Here is a 22,560-nt window from a genome sequence, read left to right on the forward strand (position 1 = left end):
TTAACTTAATTGTGGCTCTTTTTATTATTTAGAATGTCTCTAAATTATAAACTAAGACTTATGTAACATTTCTAAAATCGACTTTAAGTATTACTTTTGCCTGAGATTTTATAACTGTGTGGTTTTTTTATTAAAATATGAAAAAAATCATATTAAAGTTTAGAAGTTAATTTAACTAACAATATGGAAAAGGTGATTCACCGTAAATTAGGGAAAAACATCCTTCACTTAGGCTTAATTATTTTATTAGCGTTTACAACCTCTCTTTCGGCCCAGGAAGGAGATCCAGCAAAAGGAAAAGCTTTATTCAATGCCAATTGTGCTGCCTGTCATCAATTAGATAAGAAAATGACTGGTCCAGCATTACGTCATGTCGAACAACGTTTGTCTGATGACCAAGGTTTAGACAGAGATTGGATTTATGCTTGGATACGTAATAGTTCAGGTGTTATTAAATCAGGTGACGCTTATGCAAACAAGATTTATAACGAATATGGTGGTGCAGCTATGACAGCTTTTCCGCAATTATCTGATGATGATTTAAATAATATTCTTGCATATACTGCTGAAGAAAAAGCGGCTCCAGTTGCAGCTGTAGCGAGTGCAGAATCTGCCACTACTACGTCTAACGAGGGAGGTATTTCAAACGAACTTATTTTAGGTGCTTTAGCTATTCTGTTTATACTGTTAGCTGTTGGTCTTTATATAGTAAATAAAACATTACGTCGTTTTGCTTTAGCACAGAATATTGAATTACCTGAAGCAACTCAAAGAACACCTCTTTGGAAAGCTTTTGTTAAGAATCAATTTTTAATGTTAGTAACAGCTATCTTCTTTTTATTAGCCAGTGCATATTTTGCCTTTGGGTATTTCATGCAGATAGGTGTTGATCAAGGATATGAGCCAGTACAGCCGATACATTACTCGCATAGAATTCATGCAGGTGATAACGGTATAGATTGTAAATACTGTCACTCTTCTGCAAGAGTAAGTAAAACATCAGGTATTCCATCATTAAACGTATGTATGAACTGTCATAAATCTATTTATGAAGTAGCTCCAGAAACTCTAGCTGAAGGAAAAGCAATAGGTGTTGATTATAATGCAGAAATTCAAAAATTATATACAGCTGCAGGCTGGGATGATGCCGAGCAAAAATATACAGGAAACTCTCAACCAGTAAAATGGGTTCGTATTCATAACCTGCCAGATTTTGTATATTTTAATCACTCACAACACGTTTCTGTAGCAGGCGTTGAATGTCAAACATGTCATGGGCCTGTAGAGGAAATGGAAGTCATGTACCAACATGCACCATTAACAATGGGTTGGTGTATTGAATGTCACAGAACAACAAATGTGAATGTGAAAGACAATGCTTACTATACTAAAATACATGAAGAGTTATCTAAAAAATATGGTGTAGACAAGTTAACAGCTGCTCAAATGGGTGGACTGGAATGTGGTAAATGTCACTATTAATATTGTTTTTCTTTTCCGCGAAGGCGGAAAACTTTAAATAGAATTAAAATTTTGTTTTTCGTTAAAAAAGGAAAACTTTAAAATAAATAATAAGAAGTAATTCAATTATATAATATGTCATCAAACAAGAAATACTGGAAAAGTGTTGAAGAGCTAAACGAGAATAGCTCTATTGTTGAGACGCTAAAACAAAACGAGTTTGTAGAAGAAATTCCTACTGATGAATTTTTAGGTGATAAAGAGACATTAGAAGAAACATCTACAACGCGTCGCGATTTCTTAAAATATGTAGGTTTTAGTACAGCGGCTGCGTCGTTAGCGGCTTGTGAAGGTCCTGTTAAAAAATCTATTCCTTATGTTGTGCAACCAACGGAAATTATTCCTGGTGTTGCTAACTATTATGCAACGACTATTGCAGATGGATTTGATTTTGCTAGTGTTTTAGTAAAAACCAGAGAAGGTCGTCCAATTAAGATTGAAAACAATACTTTAGCAGCTACTAATGGTAGTGCAAATGCTAGGGTGAATGCTTCAGTTTTAGGCTTGTATGACAGTTTAAGAATACAAGGCCCTAGAAAAGGTGAAGCATCTATTTCTTGGGATACTTTTAACTCTGAAACAACTGAAAAACTGGAAAATATTGCTGCTGCAAATAAAGATATTGTGTTATTAACACAAACATTTGCAAGCCCATCTACCAGCAAGTTGATTTCAGAATTTAAAGAAAAATACGGTAATGTTCGTCATGTAGCTTATGATGCTGTTTCAGAATCTGCAGCACTAGATGCTTACCAAGCAAAATATGGAGAACGCGGATTAGCAAATTACGATTTCTCTAAAGCCCTGACTATTGTGTCTGTTGGTGCTGATTTCTTAGGGGATTGGCAAGGAGGTGGTTTTGATTCAGGATACTCTAAAAATAGAGTGCCAGATCATGGTAAAATGTCACGTCACGTACAGTTTGAATCTAACATGTCTCTAACTGGTGCTAACGCAGATAAACGTGTGCCATTAACACCAACACAACAAAAATTAGCCTTAGCTAAATTATATAGTTTAGTTGTAAAGAAAAATGTTACTGTAAACGGACTTCCAGAAAAAGTAGAGGTAGCTATAAAAAAAGCAGCTTCACAGCTTCTAAAAGCAGGAAGTAATGGTGTTGTCGTTACAGGAATTCAAGATGTAAACGCACAAACAGTTGCTCTAGAAATAAATGAAGCTTTATCAAGTAAAGCATTCGACCCTAATACACCTATCAAAACTAGACAAGGTAGTGATAAAGCTGTTGCTGGTTTAATTGCTGATATGAAAGCAGGTAAGGTTGGAGCTATCATCATGAGTGGTGTAAATCCGATGTATACACTTTCTAATGCTTCAGAGTTTGAAGAAGGCCTAAAGAAAACAAGGTTGTCTATAGCGTTTTCGATGAAGGTTGATGAAACATCTTCTAAAGCTCAATACATAGCAGCAGCACCTCATTATTTAGAATCGTGGGGAGATGTAGAGTTTAAAAAAGGACATTACGCGTTAACACAACCAACGATTCGTCCTTTATTCGATACAAAACAATTTCAAGACGTTTTATTAAAATGGACAGGAAATAATGTTTCTTACAATGATTACATTAAAGACGCTTGGGGGACAGACATTTTAGGAGGAAGTTCTTTCAACAAAGCATTACATGATGGTGTATATGTAGGTGCTATAGCGACTGAAACAGTTGAAACAACAGAAGAAACTTCAGCAGATAATAGTACTGAAGAATCTACTGAAACAACACCTTTAGGAAATGCAGCTAGAGATTTAGCAGCCTCTGCTAAAAGCAAAGGATTAGAATTAACATTATATACCAAAGTAGGTATGGGAGATGGGCAACAAGCCAATAACCCATGGTTACAAGAATTTCCAGATCCAATTACGAGAGTATCTTGGGATAACTACTTAACAATTTCAAAAGCGGATGCTGATGAAAAAGGGTTAGTGAATAAGCACGTTGCAAACGGCGCATTGAATGGTAGTTATGCTAATGTTACGGTTAACGGAGTAACAATTACTGCTCCAGTAATGATTCAACCAGGACAAGCAAAAGGTTCTGTTGGATTAGCACTTGGTTATGGAAAAACGTTAGGTTTAAAAACAGAGATGCAAACAGGTGTTAATGCCTATGAATTATACCAAGGTTTCAATACGGTACAAACCGTTACTATTGAACCTGCTGCTGGAGAGCATGAATTTGCTTCAGTGCAATTACATAATACCCTAATGGGGCGTGGAGATATCATTAAAGAAACAACTTTAGAGATCTTCAATACAAAAGATAAAAAACATTGGAACGCAGTTCCTACAGTGTCTTTAAACCACGAACCTGTTCCAGTAACATCACCAGAGGTTGATTTATGGGATGAATTTGATCGCTCCATCGGACATCATTTCAACTTATCAATCGATTTAAATGCATGTACAGGATGTGGGGCTTGTGTTATAGCATGTCATGCAGAAAATAATGTACCAGTAGTTGGTAAGACAGAAGTACGTCGTAGTCGCGATATGCACTGGTTACGTATTGATAGATATTATTCATCTGAAGAATCATTTGAAGGTGATAATACTAAGAAAGACGACATATCTGGATTAGGAAGTTCATTAAGTGAATTTGGTGAAATGGAGAATGCATCTGAGAATCCTCAAGTAGCATTCCAACCAGTCATGTGCCAACATTGTAACCATGCACCTTGTGAAACAGTATGTCCTGTAGCGGCAACATCACACGGTCGTCAAGGTCAAAACCATATGGCATATAACCGCTGTGTAGGTACTAGATACTGTGCAAACAACTGTCCTTATAAAGTACGTCGTTTCAACTGGTTCTTATACAATGGAAATGATGAGTTCGATTATCATATGAATGATGATTTAGGGCGTATGGTATTAAACCCAGATGTGGTTGTACGTTCACGTGGTGTGATGGAAAAATGTTCTATGTGTATTCAAATGACACAGAAAACGATTCTTGATGCAAAACGTGACGGAAGAAAAGTTGGAAAAGATGAATTCCAAACAGCTTGTTCTGCAGCTTGTAGTAGCGGAGCTATGGCATTTGGAGACATTAATGACAAAGAAAGTAAAGTTGCAAAACTTTTAGAAGATAACCGTATGTATCACTTGTTAGAACATGTAGGCACAAAACCTAATGTACAGTATCAAACAAAAGTGAGAAATACAACTGAAGCATAAATCTAATTAAAGAATCAATTATATAATTATGGCGTCTCATTACGAAGCACCTATTAGAAGACCTTTAGTTACAGGCGAAAAATCATATCACGATGTTACTGTAGATGTGGCAAAACCTGTAGAGGGAAAAGCAAATAAACAATGGTGGATAGTTTTTGGTATTTCACTTGTCGCTTTTCTTTGGGGAATTGGATGTATTATTTATACCATATCAACAGGTATTGGAACTTGGGGTTTAAACAAGACCGTAGGTTGGGCCTGGGATATTACTAACTTCGTTTGGTGGGTTGGTATTGGTCACGCAGGAACACTTATTTCTGCAGTACTATTATTATTCCGTCAAAAATGGAGAATGGCCATTAACCGTTCTGCAGAAGCAATGACTATTTTCTCTGTTGTTCAGGCAGGATTGTTTCCAATCATTCACATGGGTCGTCCGTGGTTAGGATATTGGGTATTACCTATTCCAAACCAATTTGGTTCTTTATGGGTAAACTTTAACTCACCATTACTTTGGGATGTATTTGCAATATCTACATATTTATCTGTATCATTAGTATTCTGGTGGACAGGTTTATTACCAGATTTTGCTATGTTACGTGATAGAGCTATTAAGCCTTTCCAAAAGAAAATATATTCTTTATTAAGTTTTGGATGGTCAGGTCGTGCTAAAGATTGGCAACGTTTTGAAGAAGTATCTTTGGTACTTGCAGGTTTAGCAACACCATTAGTACTTTCTGTACACACCATTGTATCATTTGACTTCGCAACGTCGGTAATTCCAGGTTGGCATACTACCATTTTTCCACCTTACTTCGTTGCAGGAGCCGTATTCTCAGGATTTGCCATGGTAAACACACTTCTTATTATTATGAGAAAAGTGTGTAACCTTGAAGATTATATTACAGTACAACACATCGAATTAATGAACATAGTCATTATGATTACGGGTTCTATAGTAGGTGTAGCATATATAACAGAGTTATTTATTGCTTGGTATTCTGGTGTAGAATACGAACAATATGCATTCTTGAACAGAGCAACAGGGCCTTACTGGTGGGCATATTGGGCAATGATGACTTGTAATGTATTCTCTCCACAATTCATGTGGTTTAAGAAACTAAGAACAAGTATAATGTTCTCTTTCTTTATCTCAATTGTGGTAAATATAGGAATGTGGTTTGAGCGTTTTGTAATTATTGTAACGTCATTACATAGAGATTACTTACCATCATCATGGACTATGTTCTCACCAACATTTGTAGATATAGGTATCTTTGTAGGAACTATAGGGTTCTTCTTTGTACTATTCTTATTATATTCAAGAACATTCCCAGTAATAGCACAAGCAGAGGTTAAAACCATTTTGAAATCTTCTGGTGAACGTTATAAGAAAATTAGAGAAAGAGGAGACAGTCTAGTAGGAACAGGAGTCGATGCAAGAACTTCTGGAGGACAAGCTACTAAGTCAGCACCAGTTGCAGAAACAACAACTGAAGAAGATAATTCAGCCAAAGTAACTAACTTACTTGATAGTATTGGAGCTTTTGATGCTGCTACACAAAAAGCTGATGACTTAAAGAAAGTAAATGGTATCGGACCTAAAATGGAAGAAACACTTAACAGTATTGGTATTTATACCTTCCTTCAGGTTAGTAAGATGACGAAAAAAGAATACGACTTGTTAGACTCTATTACAGGTTCTTTCCCAGGAAGAGCAGAACGTGATGATTGGTCTGGACAAGCTAAAAATTTAATAAACTAAATATAGTCAATGGAAGCTTCAAAAGTTATTCACGCTATTTATACCGATGATGATGTATTAATGTCTGCTGTTAAGAAAGTAAAGGCAGAAAAACATCACATTGAAGAGATATATACACCATTTCCAGTTCACGGACTAGACAAAGCCATGGGTTTAGCACCTACGCGTATTGCTATTACAGCATTTATGTATGGTTTAGTTGGTTTAACAGTAGCCATCACAATGATGAATTTCATTATGATTGAAGATTGGCCTCAGAACATTGGTGGTAAACCAAGTTTTAGTTACATAGAAAACATGCCAGCATTCGTGCCAATTATGTTTGAACTAACAGTGTTTTTTGCTGCCCACTTAATGGTAATAACGTTTTACTTACGTAGTAGAATGTGGCCTTTTAAAGATGCCGAAAATCCAGACCCAAGAACTACAGATGACCATTTCTTAATGGAAATAGCAGTTCATGGAAATGAAAGTGAATTAGAAAGCTTGCTTAAAGAAACTGGAGCAGTTGAAGTTAATTTAGTTGATAAAGCCCATTAATAATAAATATGAAATGAGCATAAACAGAATTTAATTTTTAGATTTTTAAAAAATTAAAATGTTTTGTGAATTACATTTGACAAAAAAGACAATATAAGTTGACAAATGAAAAGCTTAATTAAAATAGTAGTAGTAGCAGTGGTTTTAGTTGCTGTATCATGTAAAAAAGATTCAGCTCCTAACTATCAATTCATGCCAAACATGTATGAATCTGTAGGATATGAAACTTATGGAGAAGCAGCATTTCCTGATGGCGTAGAAGCTCAGAAACCTGTTGAAGGAACAGTGCCAAGAGGATACATTCCTTTTGATATTGAAAACACTACAGAAGGTTACGAGTTAGCTAAAACAACATTAGTAAGTACTTTAGATTCTACTCAAGTAGATTTAGAAAGAGGAAAAGCTTTATATGATATCTATTGTGGCATTTGTCATGGTAATAAAGGTAACGGGCAAGGAAAACTTGTAAAGCGTGAAAAAATCCTTGGTATTCCAAGTTATGATGATGCTGGAAGAGCTATAACAGCAGGAAGTATTTACCATACTATTTATTACGGTAAAAACGCAATGGGTTCTTATGCTAACCAATTGAACGAAGAAGAACGTTGGCAAGTAGTATCATACGTGTTGAAGTTAAAATCAGATTTAGAAAAGTAAGATTGATAAGATTATTATAGATATGTATACATTTTCAAATAAATTAAAGACATTTTCTTTCATACTAATGATACTAGGTGCGTTAGGTGTAGGATATGGTTTTTTGACATCTCATAAATCTTTAGATGAAGTTAAAACAATGCTAGCTGAAGAAGCCTCTCATCATGGAGGCGGTCATGAAGCGACGCATGATGCAGCTCCAGCTAGTCACGATACACATGCTAAAGAATCTTCTCATGGAGAAGAAACACATGATAACGCACATCATGGTGATGCTCATGCAAAACACGTGCAACACCAAATTCATAACAGACCTTGGTCTGCATTATACGTAGCAGCATTTTTCTTTATGATGATTGCTTTAGGAATATTAGCATTTTATGCCATCCAAATTGCATCACAAGCAGGTTGGTCTCCAGTACTTTTTAGAGTTATGGAAGGTATGACAGCTTATCTATTACCAGGTGCTTTAATTGTCGTTGCTATTGCAATTTTTGCTGGTGATCATTTATTTGTATGGATGAATCCAGATATGATAAATCCAGAAAGCGAACATTTCGATAAGTTAGTAGCTGGTAAGTCTGGTTGGTTAAATAAAACAGGATTCATTATCCGTGCTTTAATCTTTATTGGAGGATGGAGTTTATACCGTCACTTTTCACGTAAATTTTCAATTGCTCAAGATACAGCAGAAGATAAAAGTAATTTTAAAAAGTTATTCCGTATAACAGCAGGATTTTTAGTATTCTTTATTTATACAGAATCAATGATGTCTTGGGATTGGATAATGAGTGTGGATCCACACTGGTTCTCAACATTATTTGGATGGTACGTCTTTGCAAGTATGTTTGTAAGTGGAATAACGGTATTAGCTTTAATCACTTTATATTTAAAATCTAAAGGGCAATTAGAGTTTGTTAATGAAAATCATTTACATGATGTAGCTAAGTTTATGTTTGCATTCAGTATTTTCTGGACATATTTATGGTTTTCACAATTCATGCTTATTTGGTACTCAAATATCCCAGAAGAGGTTACCTATTTTGTAACTCGTTTCCAAGATTATAAATTACCATTCTTAGGTATGGTAGTTATGAACTTTGTATTCCCAATATTAATGCTAATGAATGCCGATTACAAACGTATTTCATGGTTTGTTGTTATGGCAGGGTTAGTCATATTAGCAGGACATTATATTGATATCTTCAATATGATTATGCCAGCTACTGTTGGAGATAGATGGTTTATAGGAATTCCAGAAATAAGTTCAGTATTACTATTTGCAGGGTTATTTATATTTATAGTATTTACAGCTTTAACAAAAGCGCCATTACTAGTAAAAAGATACCCTTTCATAAAGGAAAGCGAAGAATTTCATTATTAATTAAGATATAAATAAAGAAGAACGATAACAATGACTACTTTATTAACAATTATAGTTTTAGTATTTATTTTAGTAGCCATTTGGCAAATGGTAAAGATTTTCGATTTAGCACAAGCTAAAAACGAAAACACTCAAGTTGCTACAGATAAGGATAACACAATGAATGCATATTTAATGATGGGCTTTTTAGCTTTTATTTATGTTATTACCATTGTATGCTTTGTAAAATGGGGAGATTTACCATTAATGTCAAATGCTGCCTCAGAACATGGTGTGGTTGTTGATAATTTGATGGTTATCTCTATGATAATTATTTTTATTGTACAGACCATTACACAGTTCCTATTACACTATTTTGCTTATAAATACAAAGGCGAAAAAGGTAAAAAAGCATTATTCTTTGCAGATAATAATAAACTAGAAGCTATTTGGACTATTATTCCAGTAATCGTTCTTGCAGGTTTAATTATTTATGGATTAAATACTTGGATTAATATCATGGGTGTTGATGAGAGTGATGATCCAATAGTAGTTGAATTATATGCGCAGCAATTTAACTGGAAAGCTAGATATGCTGGAGCAGATAATACTTTAGGAAAAGCGAATGTCCGTTTAATTGATATTGATCGTGCTAATATTTTAGGTATAGATGAAGCTGACCCTAATGCACAAGATGATGTTATTACTACAGAGTTGCACTTACCAGTTGGTAAGCCTGTATTATTTAAAATGCGCTCACAAGATGTATTGCATTCTGCTTACATGCCACATTTTAGAGCTCAAATGAACTGTGTTCCAGGAATGATCACACAATTTGGTTTCACGCCTACGGTTACTACTGCTGATATGCGAGAAACATCTCAAATCAAAGAAAAAGTTCAAAGAATTAATAATATTAGAGTAGAAAATAGTAAACCTCTATTAGCAAAAGGAGAAGAGCCTTTAGAATCTTACGAATTTGATTACCTACTACTTTGTAATAAAATTTGTGGGAAGTCTCATTACAACATGCAAATGAAGATAGTTGTAGAAACTCAAGAAGAATACAATGCTTGGATAAAGGAGCAGAAAGCATTCAAAAACTCTCTAATTAACTAATTTAAAAAGATAAAAACGATATAAGATTATGTCAGCACACGCAGATACTCACGCACACGAAGACGACCACGGACATCATCATAAAGAAACGTTTGTAACTAAATATATATTTAGTCAAGACCATAAAATGATTGCCAAGCAGTACCTTATTACTGGTACCATTATGGGAGTTATTGGTGTATTAATGTCTATGATGTTTCGTATGCAAATCGCATGGCCAGAGGAGCCTAATGTATTGTTTGAAGCATTATTAGGTAAATGGGCACCAGATGGTGTTATGGATGCAGATATCTATTTAGCACTAGTTACTATACATGGTACTATTATGGTATTCTTTGTATTAACTGCTGGTTTAAGTGGTACGTTTAGTAACCTATTAATTCCATTGCAAATTGGTGCACGCGATATGGCGTCAGGATTTTTAAATATGGTATCTTATTGGTTATTCTTCTTGTCGAGTGTAATCATGGTAATTTCCTTATTTGTTGAAGCTGGACCAGCAGCAGCAGGATGGACCATTTATCCACCATTAAGTGCTTTACCAATGGCTCAAGGAGGTTCAGGTATGGGGATGACATTATGGTTAGTATCTATGGCCATATTCATCGCATCATCATTATTAGGGTCACTTAATTATATTGTTACAGTAATTAACTTACGTACAAAAGGAATGTCTATGACTAGACTACCTTTAACAATCTGGGCATTCTTTATTACAGCTGTTATTGGTGTGATATCTTTCCCAGTATTATTATCTGCAGCCTTATTATTAATAATGGATAGAAGTTTTGGAACATCATTCTTCTTATCAGATATATTTATTCAAGGAGAAGTATTGCATTACCAAGGAGGATCACCAGTTTTGTTTGAACACTTATTCTGGTTCTTAGGACACCCTGAAGTATATATTGTAATACTACCTGCAATGGGACTAGTTTCCGAAATTATGGCATCCAATTCGCGTAAACCTATTTTTGGGTATCGTGCTATGATCGCTTCTATTTTAGCAATTGCATTCTTATCTACAATTGTATGGGGACACCATATGTTTATTTCAGGAATGAATCCATTCCTAGGATCTGTATTTACATTTACAACCTTGTTAATTGCAATACCATCTGCGGTAAAAGCATTTAACTGGATAACCACACTCTGGAAGGGTAATTTGCAAATGAATCCAGCTATGTTATTCTCTATTGGTTTTGTATCAACATTTATAACAGGAGGTTTAACGGGAATTATTTTAGGAGATAGTGCCTTAGATATTAACGTACATGACACCTATTTTGTAGTAGCACACTTCCATTTAGTAATGGGGATATCTGCACTATATGGTATGTTTGCAGGAATCTATCACTGGTATCCTAAGATGTTTGGTAAGATGTTAAATAAAAACTTAGGCTATATCCACTTCTGGATTACCGCAGTTTGTGCTTATGGCGTATTTTTCCCAATGCACTTTATTGGTATGGCAGGATTACCACGTCGTTATTATACAAATAGTAACTTTCCTTTATTTGATGATTTAGCAAATGTAAACGTTATTATTACCATATTCGCTTTAATAGGCGGGGTCGTTCAAATCGTTTATTTATACAATTTCTTTGCTAGTATCTTCTATGGAAAGAAAGCAGAGCAAAATCCATGGAAATCGACAACACTAGAATGGACTGCACCTGTAGAGCACATGCATGGAAACTGGCCAGGAGACATTCCGCACGTACACCGTTGGGCTTACGATTATAGTAAACCGGGACATGATGTAGATTTCGTCCCTCAAAACATTCCTCTAAAAGATGGGGAAGAAGAATTACAGCACTAGTCTAGTTACTTAGTAAACATATAAAATAAAAGCCAAAGCCTTTCTAATTTAGAAAGGCTTTGGCTTTTAGTATTTTATCTTCTTATGTTTTTTAATAAGTAAGTTTTTTATTACAAAATATCCAATGAAGACACTTTTGACACTCAAAAACAAATAGCGACAGGTCTTAAACATCGCTTATTCGCATATTTTATCGATAAAATGCAAAATAATTTCAAAAAAGTCGATGAAATACAAAAATATCCGTTAAATTGCGAATTGAATTATTTTGTAAAAAACTTTCAAATAAAATATTTGTTTGATTTTACAGGGTTAATTCTGAACCAACTAGATATGAATATAAATTTTCAATTATGAAAACAACTCTAGCTTTTAGAAATGTATTTAAGTATATATTTTGTGTTTTAATGTTATTATGCACTTCATTGTCAGTTTCTGCACAATGTCCTATAATAAATACTACAACTCCAATTTGTGATGCATCTGGATTAACTTTTGCTGACTTAACGGGACCAACATCAACATACAATTTTGTAGAAGATGGAGGTAATGGTGTACGGTGGTATGATGTCCCAACAGGAGGAACTGCTTTTTTTCCGACCGAACTCGTTGTAGAAGGAACCTATTATGTTGATGATAATTCAGGAACCTGTAACGGGGCTGGTAACCGAACAGCCATAAATATAGATTTTGCTGTAGGCCCATCTGGACAGAATTTAGAAGGTAATTATTGTAGTAATGAGAGTGCAACCATTCAGACTTACATAGATGATATTTTACAATTTGCTATACCAGCAGGGGGTGGTGTGGAAATATACTATGATGCAGGCTTAGTTAACCAAGCAAATACGACTGATGTAATTCCTAACCCAGGAATACAGATACTTGTAGTATTTGTAGATGTTTTAGGTGGGAATTGTAAAAGTCAAGCAGAAGCAACTACAATAGCCTTAATTCCCGCACCACAGGAACCAATACCTGATCCTGTACAAGATTTCTGTACAAATCCAACAGCTCCGACAATAGGAGATATAGATCCAGGTACTCCAGCTACTAATTATTTATGGTATGCTGCAGTTAATGGTTCAGGAATACCTACAGGAGCACCATTGTCAGATTCAGATCCATTAGTAGATGGTACTACTTATTATATTCAAATTCAAGGTATTATTTGTGATAGTGATGCCGTTGCAGTATTAGTCAATGTGGATGTTCCAGCTGATGCAGGATCATCAACTATCTTACAATACTGTAATGATGATATTCCAGCAGTAGTTCCTTTTAATTTATTTGATAGTTTAGGTGGTTTTCCACAAACAACAGGTAATTGGACAGGACCTTTAGCAACAACTAATGGTCACCTAGGAACTGTAGATATTTCTAGTTTAACATTACCGGACACCTATGTGTTCACATATTCAATTACTGGTAGTGGTGCTTGTCCCGCTGCTATTTCAACAATATCAATTGTAGTTTCAGAAACACTATCTTCAGGTACTGCAACTGGAACTCCAGCAAGTTTTTGTGTAGCAGGCTTACCATCAAATTTTGACTTGACAACTTTATTAAATAACGATGAAGACCCTAATGGTTTTTGGGTACAAGGGATTTCAAGTTCTGACCCCGTAGTGACTTCTCCGATAGATTTAACAACTGGAGCTTATCCACCAGCAACGTATAATTTTAGATACTTTCAGAATGTTCTAACACCTTGTCCGGAGGAATCTACACCAGTTCAAGTTGTGGTATTACCAGATCCCAATGCGGGAACAGCAACAAATGCTTCATTTTGTGAGAATGAATTAGCAGCTAATTCACCTTATGATTTATTTAATGCCTTAGACGCTTCTCAAGATAATAATTTAGGGACTTGGACCGATGCAACAAATAACCCAGTAACAAACCCTATAAATATTACAGGACTTGCAGTTACAGGAAGCCCTTATACATTCAATTATACAATAGATAATGGAGCTTGTACCGATACAGAATCAATAACTATAACCATTCTACCTGCACCAGAATCAGGAACACCTATAGCATCTATGCCTGAGTTTTGTCAAGGAGATATACAAACGGTAAATTTATTTGATTTACTAACAGGAGAGAATCAAACAGGTACATGGAATGATGATGATGCTTCAGGTGTCTTATCAGGGAACAATTTAGCAATTGGTAGTCTTATATCAGGAACCTATAATTTTACATTTGATGTGGATGCGATTGGAGGCTGTGATGATGCTAATGTAACGGTATCTATTACAATAAACCCATTACCAAATACAGGTACACCAGCACCAGCGATATATTGCGAAAATGATTTAGGACCAACACCTACTTCGTTAAATTTATTTGATCAGCTTACAGGCGAATCTGGAGGAGGAACTTGGACGGATGACAATGCTTCAGGAGCATTGAATGTAAGTACTGTAGATTTAACTGCTTTAGCTGTTGGGTCTTTTAATTACACATATACTATAACAGATGGTAATGGATGTACAAATAGTTCAATAGTAACAGTAACAATTAATGATGCTCCGGAATCCGGAACACCAATAGCAACTTTTCCAGAATTCTGTGAAGGAACAATACAAACAGTTAATTTATTTGATTTACTAACAGGAGAAGATCAAACAGGAACATGGAATGATGATGATATCTCTGGTGCATTATCAGGAAACGAAGTCACAATTGGTAGTCTTACCTCTGGAACCTATGATTTTACATTTGATGTAGATGCTATTCTAAGTTGTGATGATACTAATGTAACTGTATCCATTATAATAAACCCATTACCAAATACAGGTACGCCAGCTCCAGCAATATATTGTGAAAATGATTTAGGACCGACGCCTACTTCGTTAAATTTATTTGATCAACTTACAGGAGAAACTGGAGGAGGTGTATGGACAGATGATAATGCTTCAGGAGCATTGAATGTAAGTACTTTAGATTTAACGGCTTTAGCAGTAGGTTCATATAATTTTACATACACTATTACAGATGCTAATACATGTACAAATAGTTCAATAGTAACAGTCACAATTAATGACGCTCCAGAATCTGGGACACCAATAGCTCCCTTACCTGAGTTTTGTATTGTAGATATCACTGCAGGGCAGACGGTAGATTTATTTGATTTACTAACAGATGAAGACCCTACAGGAACATGGAGCGATGACGATGCTTCAGGAGCCTTATCTGTAAGCACAGTAACTATTAACGGTCTTGCACCTGGAACTTATAATTTTACGTATGATGTCACTAATATTGGAACTTGTGACGATGTAGATGTAACCGTATCAATTACTATAAATGATACACCAGTACCAACAGTAAATGCAATTCAGGAATTTTGCGATACAGCTACGGTTGCAGATTTAACTGTTTTAACTGGAACTACAATACAATGGTACGATGATGCAACAGGTGGAACACCATTGGACGGAACTGTAGCTCTAGTAAATGGAGAAAACTATTTTGCAACAGATACAGATGCAGGAACAGGATGCGAATCTTCAGTAAGAACAGAAGTAACAGTTACAATATATCAATCCCCAAATGCTGGAATTGCTGTTAATCTAGGAATTATTGAATGTAATAATACGACAATAGATCTTTTTAATGGATTAGACGGTTCTCAAGATGGAGGAGGTATTTGGTATGAAGGCCCTGATAATACAGGGACAGTAGTAGCGGCTCCAACTGCCTATGATGTAACGGGATTTAGTGCTAATAGTTATGAATTTACATATTATGTAACAGCTTCTTCACCATGTGTAGATGCTAGTACAACAATAACAATTACTGTAGAAGAGCCTTTAAGTGCAGGAACATCCAATGGAGATCCTACATTTTGTAGTACAGATGGAATATTCGATTTGGACTCTAATTTAACAGGCGCAAGCCCTGGAGGAGAATGGACCTTTAATTCAGCAGTGATTACTAATCAATTTAACCCAGCAACGGACCCATCAGGAACATATATATATACAACTTCTAATGCATGTGGTAGCTCAACTACAAGTTTTGATATATCTGTCACACAAGCACCAAATGCAGGAACTAGTGCTCCAGTTTTAATATGTGTCATAGATGGTCCGACAGATTTATTTACCTTTTTGGGAGTTGCAGATACAACAGGAACATGGTCGCCAGCATTAACAAGTGGTACAGGAATTTTTGATCCTTTAGTAGATACAGCAGGAGTTTATACATATACTGTTGCTGCAACAGGAGCATGTACAACAGATGCAACGGCAGATATTACGGTAACAGTTAGCGATATTGCACCACCAGTTGTAAATAATGCGACTATGGAATTTTGTTTAGTAGATAATCCAACAGTGGCAGATTTAGATGCAGCTTTAACAGTAACAGGAACTATTACTTGGTATGAAGATGCTGCTTTAACAACAGCGCTTAATGGAACAGATGTATTAGTAGATGGAGAAGATTATCATGCAACCCAAAGAAATGCTTCTGGTTGTGAATCTTCAATAAGTGTACAAGTTGATGTTATTGTTAATGATACACCAACACCAACATTACTTGATCCTGCTGCAGAGTATTGTATTAATGATGATCCAACAATTAATGATTTATCATTGAATATTACAGAATATGATGCACTAGCAAACAATATAATTTGGTACGATGCAGCAACTAATGGTACTGCTATTTCAGAAAGTACCATTTTAAATCATGACGTTACATATTACGCTGTTTTAGTTGATGCTACTACAGGATGTGAAAGTAGTGTGCGTTTGGCAATTACTACAGACTTAACATCTTGTGGTAAATTGATAATTCCAGACGGATTTTCACCAAATGGAGACGGTACTAATGATACATTTAATATAGATCATTTAGGTGTTCTATATCCAAACTTCACGATAGAGATTTTTAATCGCTATGGAAACATTGTGTATAAAGGAAGTGATAATACACCAAGATTTAATGGAGCCTCTAATCAATCCAGAACAATAGGAAATGGAGATTTACCAGTAGGAGTCTATTATTATATTTTCTATTTCAATGATGGAGAAAATAAACCAGAACAAGGACGCTTATACTTAAGCAGATAATTTATAGATAAAGCAAAAATTTAAGAACAATGAAAAATTTAAATATATATCATAAAATAGCTGCTTTGTTAAGTTTGACGCTTTTGTCATTTCAAAGTTTTGCACAACAAGACCCTCAATTTACTCAGTATATGTATAACATGAGTGTTATTAATCCAGCTTATGCTACAGCGGATGAAGCGATTTTAAACTTGGGAGGTTTGTATAGAACACAATGGGTTGGCGTTGAAGGCGCTCCAAGTACAGGAACTTTTTTCGCTCATACACCTATTAATGAAAAAATAGAAATGGGTATTTCATTTTCTAATGATAACATAGGAGATATCGTAAATGAAAATAATATTTATGCAGATTTCGCTTATATATTACCTGTAGGATTTGAAGCAAAATTATCACTTGGTATTAAAGCAGGTGTGACATTGTTTGATGTTAATTTTGATGGCTTCAATTTGCAATCGGGAGATACATCAACAGATATAGCGTTTAATGAAAATATTAATAAAACGTTTCCTAATTTAGGTATCGGAGCCTTTTATTTTACCGAAAACTATTATATAGGTTTATCTGCCCCAAATCTATTAACAACAAAGCATATAGAAACGGAAAACGGAATAAAATCTACCGGAGTTCAAGACATTCACTATTTTTTAACAGGAGGTTATGTTTTTGATATTAATAGAGACGTAAAATTTAAACCTGCATTTATGGCGAAATCAGTTAGAGGAGCACCTTGGTCTGTAGATGTTACAGCAAATGTGTTATTTAATAACAGATTTGAAGCTGGATTAGGCTATCGTTTAGATGACGCAATAAGTGGATTAGTAAGTTTTAGAGTAACACCAGAATTAAGAATTGGCTATGCTTACGATTTTACGACCACAAACTTAGGTGATTTCAATTCAGGGTCTCATGAAATATTTATTTTGTTTGATGTTGATTTATTCGGACTCAAAGGAGGATATGATCGCTCACCTAGATTCTTCTAACCAAAAAATGATTACAATTATGAAACATCCATTACTAAAAATTCAATACCAAAGAATAGACATGCCATGGATGTTACATGTGACAGTTGAAAAACAATAAAATTTACACATGAAAAAACAAATATACATACTTGCAAGCCTTTTATTAGTTAGTGGAATAGCATTAGCACAAAAAGGAAATTTAAAAAGGGCCAATAAGCTTTTCGAAATGAGAGCTTATGTTGAAGCAGCAGAGATTTACGAAAAGAAAGAACGTACTCAGGAAGTACTTCAAAACCTAGCAGATAGTTATTATTACAATGCTAGTTTGCAGAAAGCTATCAAAACATATCGTGAACTTTTTGTAACCTATGGAGATTCTATAGATATCGAATTACATTTTAGATACGCACAAGCTTTAAAAGGGACTAAAAATTATAAAGACGCCGATTTTCATTTAAGCAGATATTTCAATAAAAAAATAAATACACCTGCTTTTATAGATGGTTTGGAGAAAACAACGCCACATACATTTAAACTAAAAAAAATAGAGAGCTCTAAGTCAACTAGTGATTTTGGTTTATCATTCTATGGAGATAATAAAGTGGCTTTTGCTTCATCAAGAAATAGTAAGAATCCAGCCTACTCATGGAATAATTTACCGTATTTAGATTTGTATAAGGCAACTATGGACGATAACGGAACCATGAAAGATATTACACCTTTTTCAGATGAAATAAATACAGAGTCTCATGAAAGTAATGCCACATTTAGTAGTGATGCTAAAACGATGTATTTTAATAGAACCAATAAAACACGTACAAAAACTGACGAAGAGAGAATTGCTCACATTAAAATTTTTAGAGCAGAATTAGTCGATAGTATATGGACTAACGTTACAGAATTACCATTCAATTCAAATGCATATAGTGTAGAACATCCAGCCTTAAGTAAAGATGGTAAAACATTATACTTTGCTAGTGATATGCCAGGAACTATTGGAGGGTTCGATATTTACAAAGTTGCTATAAACGATGATGGTACTTATGGTGAACCAGAAAATTTAGGGGATAAAGTAAATACAAAACACCGCGAACAATTTCCTTACATAAGTGATATTGATGTATTGTACTTTTCATCAGATGGTCATCAAGGGTATGGTGGTTTAGATGTTTTTAGAAGCAATATGGTAAACGGTAGTTTTGATAAACCTGTAAACTTAGGAGGTTCAATAAATAGTAGCTTAGACGATTTTGCATATACCATACGAGAAAAAGACAATAGAGGTTACGTATCCTCAAACAGAAATGGTTTTGATAGGCTGTATGGTTTTGCGAGAGAAGAAAATATTTTAACTAAATATTTAGTAGAAGGTATTGTACAAGATAAAAACACTGAAGAATTATTAGTAGGGGCTTTAGTAACCTTATTTGATGAGACAGGCACAGTGATCCAAGATTCTATTGTAGGAGAAAAAGCAGATTACCTGTTCAAAATAGAACCTAATAAAAAATATAAAGTACGTGGAACTCGAAAAGCATACATTCCGCAAGACGTTGAATTCTCGACAGACAGTAAAGGTAAAATTAGTCACAATATCTATTTGTCTTTAGAGTCGTATGTAGTAGCGGAAGAGAGTGTTAAAGAAAACGAAAGAGGTGATGTTCAAATTCAATTAGATAAAATCTATTTCGATTTCGATAAATCTAATATTCGTGAAGATGCTGCAACAACTTTAAATGTACTTGTCGATTTGTTAAACAAATATCCAGATATGGAAGTAGAAGTTTCTGCACACACAGATGCTAGAGGACCAGATCAATATAATTTAAATTTGTCTAAAAGTCGAGCTGCATCTACTCTAGAATATTTAGTAAGTCAAGGCATAGATAGAAACCGCTTAAAAAGTATTGGTTATGGAGAAATGCAACCACTAAACGAATGTTTAAAAGAAGGTATTTGTAGTGACAAAGAATACAACATTAACAGACGTTGTGAATTTACCATTATAAATTAATTAACCAACCAACCATTTATAACTAGCCATAATTTTAACCAAATTATTTGCTAAAGCCTTTCCAATTTGGAAAGGCTTTTTGTTTTTAAACCACCGACAAAATATATAAATAAACGATTAAATGTTAAAAAATATCGATAAAAAGTAATTATTAATTAATTTGTAGTATATTAGCCACTTAAATAATATTTAATTAATTTAAACCTTAATACTCCAATAAGCCATGAAAAAAATTACTTATTTGATTTTAATTATTATAATATTAACTGAAACTGTTGGTTTTTCGCAAGTCTTACCTCAAACATTAGATTTCAATACCACTAGTGGAACAAATTTAGGAATTTTGGTAAATGATGGAGAGGGAGGCTCAGTAGATATCTCAGGCCTACAAATAGATATTGTGGCTATAGATGGTACTGGTACTCCCACAGGAGGAGATTTATCGTTCTATGATTTTACATCTGGTTATGAAGGATTAGATGAGGGAAATGGTGTAGATCCTTGGAGAGGGTTATCCATAAAGACTAATGACGGTTCAGAATTTGATTTTAACGGTTTTAAAGCTTCGAGCAATGCCGTAGCCGTTACATTTACTATTGAAGGATTTAAAAATGCAGCATCAACAGGAACAACTTCAGTCAATCTAGATGCTGGACTTTTAGGGGCTTATGATGCCAGTAATTTTTCTGATGCCATTTTTGGAGATGTTGATGAGATAAGAATTATATCTGATGTGGGTTGGTCTGGTACTCTTGATGCTTTTGAATTAGGCATTTCTACAAATTCGCAAACAACTTTAACTACTGGAGATATTGCTTTTGTAAGATACAATGGAGATGGAAGCCCTGATGATTTTTCATTTATTTTATTAAAAGACATTGTTTCTGGAACAGAAATTACTTTTACAGATAAAGGCTGGTTGGCTTCTGGAGGTTTTAGAGTAGACGGTTCAGCCGATTGTAATTCAGAAAATACAATTACTTGGACAGCAGGTTCTAATTTGTCTATAGGAACTATTGTTTCTATTCAGGGGTTTACGGCTACCATTTTAGGAGTTACAAATGGAACTGTTAGTCCAAACCCAGGTGGGTGTCCGGATTTATCACTTACCTCTGGAGGAGAAGCGTTATTTGCTTATCAAGGTGCGGCGCCGAGTTCCGTCTTTGCTGCTGCTCAAACTAATTTTATAGCAGCAATTAATATGAATGGGGGTTGGGATAGTGATGCTACTTCAACTTCAACGTCTGCTAAACCGGCAGTTTTTACTGATGGTGTAAATTCATTAGCGATAACCCCGGAACAAGATAATGCAGTATATACTGGTTCTTTATCTGGTGATGTAAATACTTTAAGGGCTAATATTAATAATCAAACAAATTGGGACAGAAATAACACAACTGTCTATGCCGTTGGTGATATTGGTGTTTCAGTTTCGTCTCCTACAGTAACAACAAGTACGGCAAGCTTAATTACAACAACTGGAGCTACTTTAAATGGTAATGTGACATCAGATGGAGGTGCTGCTATAACCGAAAGAGGTTTTGTATACGCATTAACATCAGATGATGCAACGCCAACAGTAGCTGAAGCAGGTGGAGGTAATGTGACTAAAGTTATTGCATCTGGTACAACAGGAAGTCTTAGTCAGTCTATTTCAAGCTTAATAGCTTCTGGTAACTATAGCTTTGCTGCTTATGCTATAAATAGTGAAGGGACAACAGAGGGCACCATAGAAACATTTACAACATTAAACCCAACAGTGGCATTTACAGCTGCAGGTTCATCTGGTTTAGAAAGTATTGCTAGTGCTAATTTAGAAGTGTCATTAAGTGCGGTAAGTGGAAGTAATGTGTCTGTAAATTATGCTGTAACAGGAACAGCTACAGGGGGAGGAACAGATTATACTTTAGTAGATGGGGTATTAAATATTACTGCGGGTAATAGTAGTAATAATATAACTATAGCTGGTATAGTACCTGATGCCATTTTGGAGGCTAATGAAACTGTAATTGTAACGCTTTCAACTCCAACAAACGCAACACTAGGTACTAATACTATTCATACGTATACTATTAATAATGACGATAGTGCTGCTGTAACCATAGCTGATGTTAGCGGAAATGAAAATGATGGAGCCATAACAGTCACGGCAACCTTAGACAATGCCGTACAAGGCGGGTTTACAGTAGACGTAAGCACGGCAGACGGTACCGCTACCACAGCAGATAGTGATTATTCTGCTGTAACGAGTCAGACCCTAACCTTTACAGGGAATGCCAGCGAGACCCAGACCTTCACAGTGACACCTACAGGAGATACTAAATTGGAGACCAATGAAACCATCACTGTTTCACAATCTAACTTGGCAGCTACAACATTGGGAGTGAACATCACCGATGGCGCAACCATGACAATTATCAATGACGATGCAGCCGCAGTAACCATAGCTAATGTAAGTGGCAACGAAAACGATGGTTCCATCACGGTAACAGCAACATTGGACAATGCC

At 35.1% G+C, this 22,560-nt stretch carries 12 protein-coding genes; all 12 read left to right on the forward strand.

The genetic code is table 11. The annotated features are described in order from the left end of the window. Nucleotides 1–183: 183 nt before the first annotated feature. Nucleotides 184–1,482 carry a c-type cytochrome gene (locus Q4Q39_RS12955; protein WP_303282931.1) on the forward strand — a complete coding sequence of 433 codons (1,299 nt, stop codon included), beginning with the start codon at nt 184–186 and terminating at the stop codon, nt 1,480–1,482. Between the two features lie 114 nt (nt 1,483–1,596). Next, on the forward strand, nt 1,597–4,716 hold the full coding sequence (locus Q4Q39_RS12960) for a TAT-variant-translocated molybdopterin oxidoreductase (RefSeq protein ID WP_303282932.1): 3,120 nt from the start codon (nt 1,597–1,599) through the stop codon (nt 4,714–4,716). Nucleotides 4,717–4,744: 28 nt separating this feature from the next. Then, nucleotides 4,745–6,481: a helix-hairpin-helix domain-containing protein gene (locus Q4Q39_RS12965; protein WP_303282933.1), complete on the forward strand. Its 1,737-nt coding sequence runs from the start codon at nt 4,745–4,747 to the stop codon at nt 6,479–6,481. A 9-nt stretch (nt 6,482–6,490) separates the two neighbouring features. Then, nucleotides 6,491–7,021 carry a DUF3341 domain-containing protein gene (locus tag Q4Q39_RS12970; RefSeq protein WP_303282934.1) on the forward strand — a complete coding sequence of 177 codons (531 nt, stop codon included), beginning with the start codon at nt 6,491–6,493 and terminating at the stop codon, nt 7,019–7,021. 105 nt (nt 7,022–7,126) lie between these two features. Continuing rightward, nucleotides 7,127–7,678, forward strand: a complete 552-nt coding sequence (locus Q4Q39_RS12975) for a c-type cytochrome (RefSeq protein ID WP_303282935.1) — start codon at nt 7,127–7,129, stop codon at nt 7,676–7,678. Between the two features lie 22 nt (nt 7,679–7,700). Then, a complete protein-coding gene (locus Q4Q39_RS12980) occupies nt 7,701–9,062 on the forward strand; it encodes an urease accessory protein UreE (protein WP_303282936.1) in 1,362 nt (453 codons plus the stop codon). Between the two features lie 30 nt (nt 9,063–9,092). Next, nucleotides 9,093–10,160: a cytochrome c oxidase subunit II gene (locus Q4Q39_RS12985; protein ID WP_303282937.1), complete on the forward strand. Its 1,068-nt coding sequence runs from the start codon at nt 9,093–9,095 to the stop codon at nt 10,158–10,160. 28 nt (nt 10,161–10,188) lie between these two features. Beyond that, the gene (locus tag Q4Q39_RS12990; RefSeq protein WP_303282938.1) at nt 10,189–11,982 is read left to right on the forward strand and encodes a cytochrome c oxidase subunit I; all 1,794 of its coding nucleotides are present in this window, start codon (nt 10,189–10,191) and stop codon (nt 11,980–11,982) included. A gap of 353 nt (nt 11,983–12,335) precedes the next feature. Beyond that, nucleotides 12,336–17,069 carry an Ig-like domain-containing protein gene (locus Q4Q39_RS12995; protein ID WP_303282940.1) on the forward strand — a complete coding sequence of 1,578 codons (4,734 nt, stop codon included), beginning with the start codon at nt 12,336–12,338 and terminating at the stop codon, nt 17,067–17,069. Between the two features lie 29 nt (nt 17,070–17,098). Continuing rightward, nucleotides 17,099–18,055: a PorP/SprF family type IX secretion system membrane protein gene (locus tag Q4Q39_RS13000; RefSeq protein WP_303282941.1), complete on the forward strand. Its 957-nt coding sequence runs from the start codon at nt 17,099–17,101 to the stop codon at nt 18,053–18,055. A gap of 109 nt (nt 18,056–18,164) precedes the next feature. Beyond that, nucleotides 18,165–20,051, forward strand: coding sequence for an OmpA family protein (locus Q4Q39_RS13005; protein ID WP_303282942.1), 1,887 nt, complete (start codon nt 18,165–18,167; stop codon nt 20,049–20,051). A gap of 223 nt (nt 20,052–20,274) precedes the next feature. Beyond that, on the forward strand, nt 20,275–22,560 hold a 2,286-nt coding region (locus Q4Q39_RS13010), incomplete at its 3' end, for a beta strand repeat-containing protein (RefSeq protein WP_303282943.1).

It is taken from the genome of Flavivirga amylovorans (assembly GCF_030540875.1).
GTDB classification, from domain to species: Bacteria; Bacteroidota; Bacteroidia; order Flavobacteriales; family Flavobacteriaceae; genus Flavivirga; species Flavivirga amylovorans.

Coding starts and splice junctions, on each gene's coding strand:
- Q4Q39_RS12960 (WP_303282932.1), top strand. CDS start 1,597: ATGTCATCAAACAAGAAATACTGGAAAAGTGTTGAAGAGCTAAACGAG.
- Q4Q39_RS12965 (WP_303282933.1), top strand. CDS start 4,745: ATGGCGTCTCATTACGAAGCACCTATTAGAAGACCTTTAGTTACAGGC.
- Q4Q39_RS12980 (WP_303282936.1), top strand. CDS start 7,701: ATGTATACATTTTCAAATAAATTAAAGACATTTTCTTTCATACTAATG.
- Q4Q39_RS12975 (WP_303282935.1), top strand. CDS start 7,127: ATGAAAAGCTTAATTAAAATAGTAGTAGTAGCAGTGGTTTTAGTTGCT.
- Q4Q39_RS12990 (WP_303282938.1), top strand. CDS start 10,189: ATGTCAGCACACGCAGATACTCACGCACACGAAGACGACCACGGACAT.
- Q4Q39_RS13005 (WP_303282942.1), top strand. CDS start 18,165: ATGAAAAAACAAATATACATACTTGCAAGCCTTTTATTAGTTAGTGGA.
- Q4Q39_RS12995 (WP_303282940.1), top strand. CDS start 12,336: ATGAAAACAACTCTAGCTTTTAGAAATGTATTTAAGTATATATTTTGT.
- Q4Q39_RS12955 (WP_303282931.1), top strand. CDS start 184: ATGGAAAAGGTGATTCACCGTAAATTAGGGAAAAACATCCTTCACTTA.
- Q4Q39_RS12985 (WP_303282937.1), top strand. CDS start 9,093: ATGACTACTTTATTAACAATTATAGTTTTAGTATTTATTTTAGTAGCC.
- Q4Q39_RS12970 (WP_303282934.1), top strand. CDS start 6,491: ATGGAAGCTTCAAAAGTTATTCACGCTATTTATACCGATGATGATGTA.
- Q4Q39_RS13000 (WP_303282941.1), top strand. CDS start 17,099: ATGAAAAATTTAAATATATATCATAAAATAGCTGCTTTGTTAAGTTTG.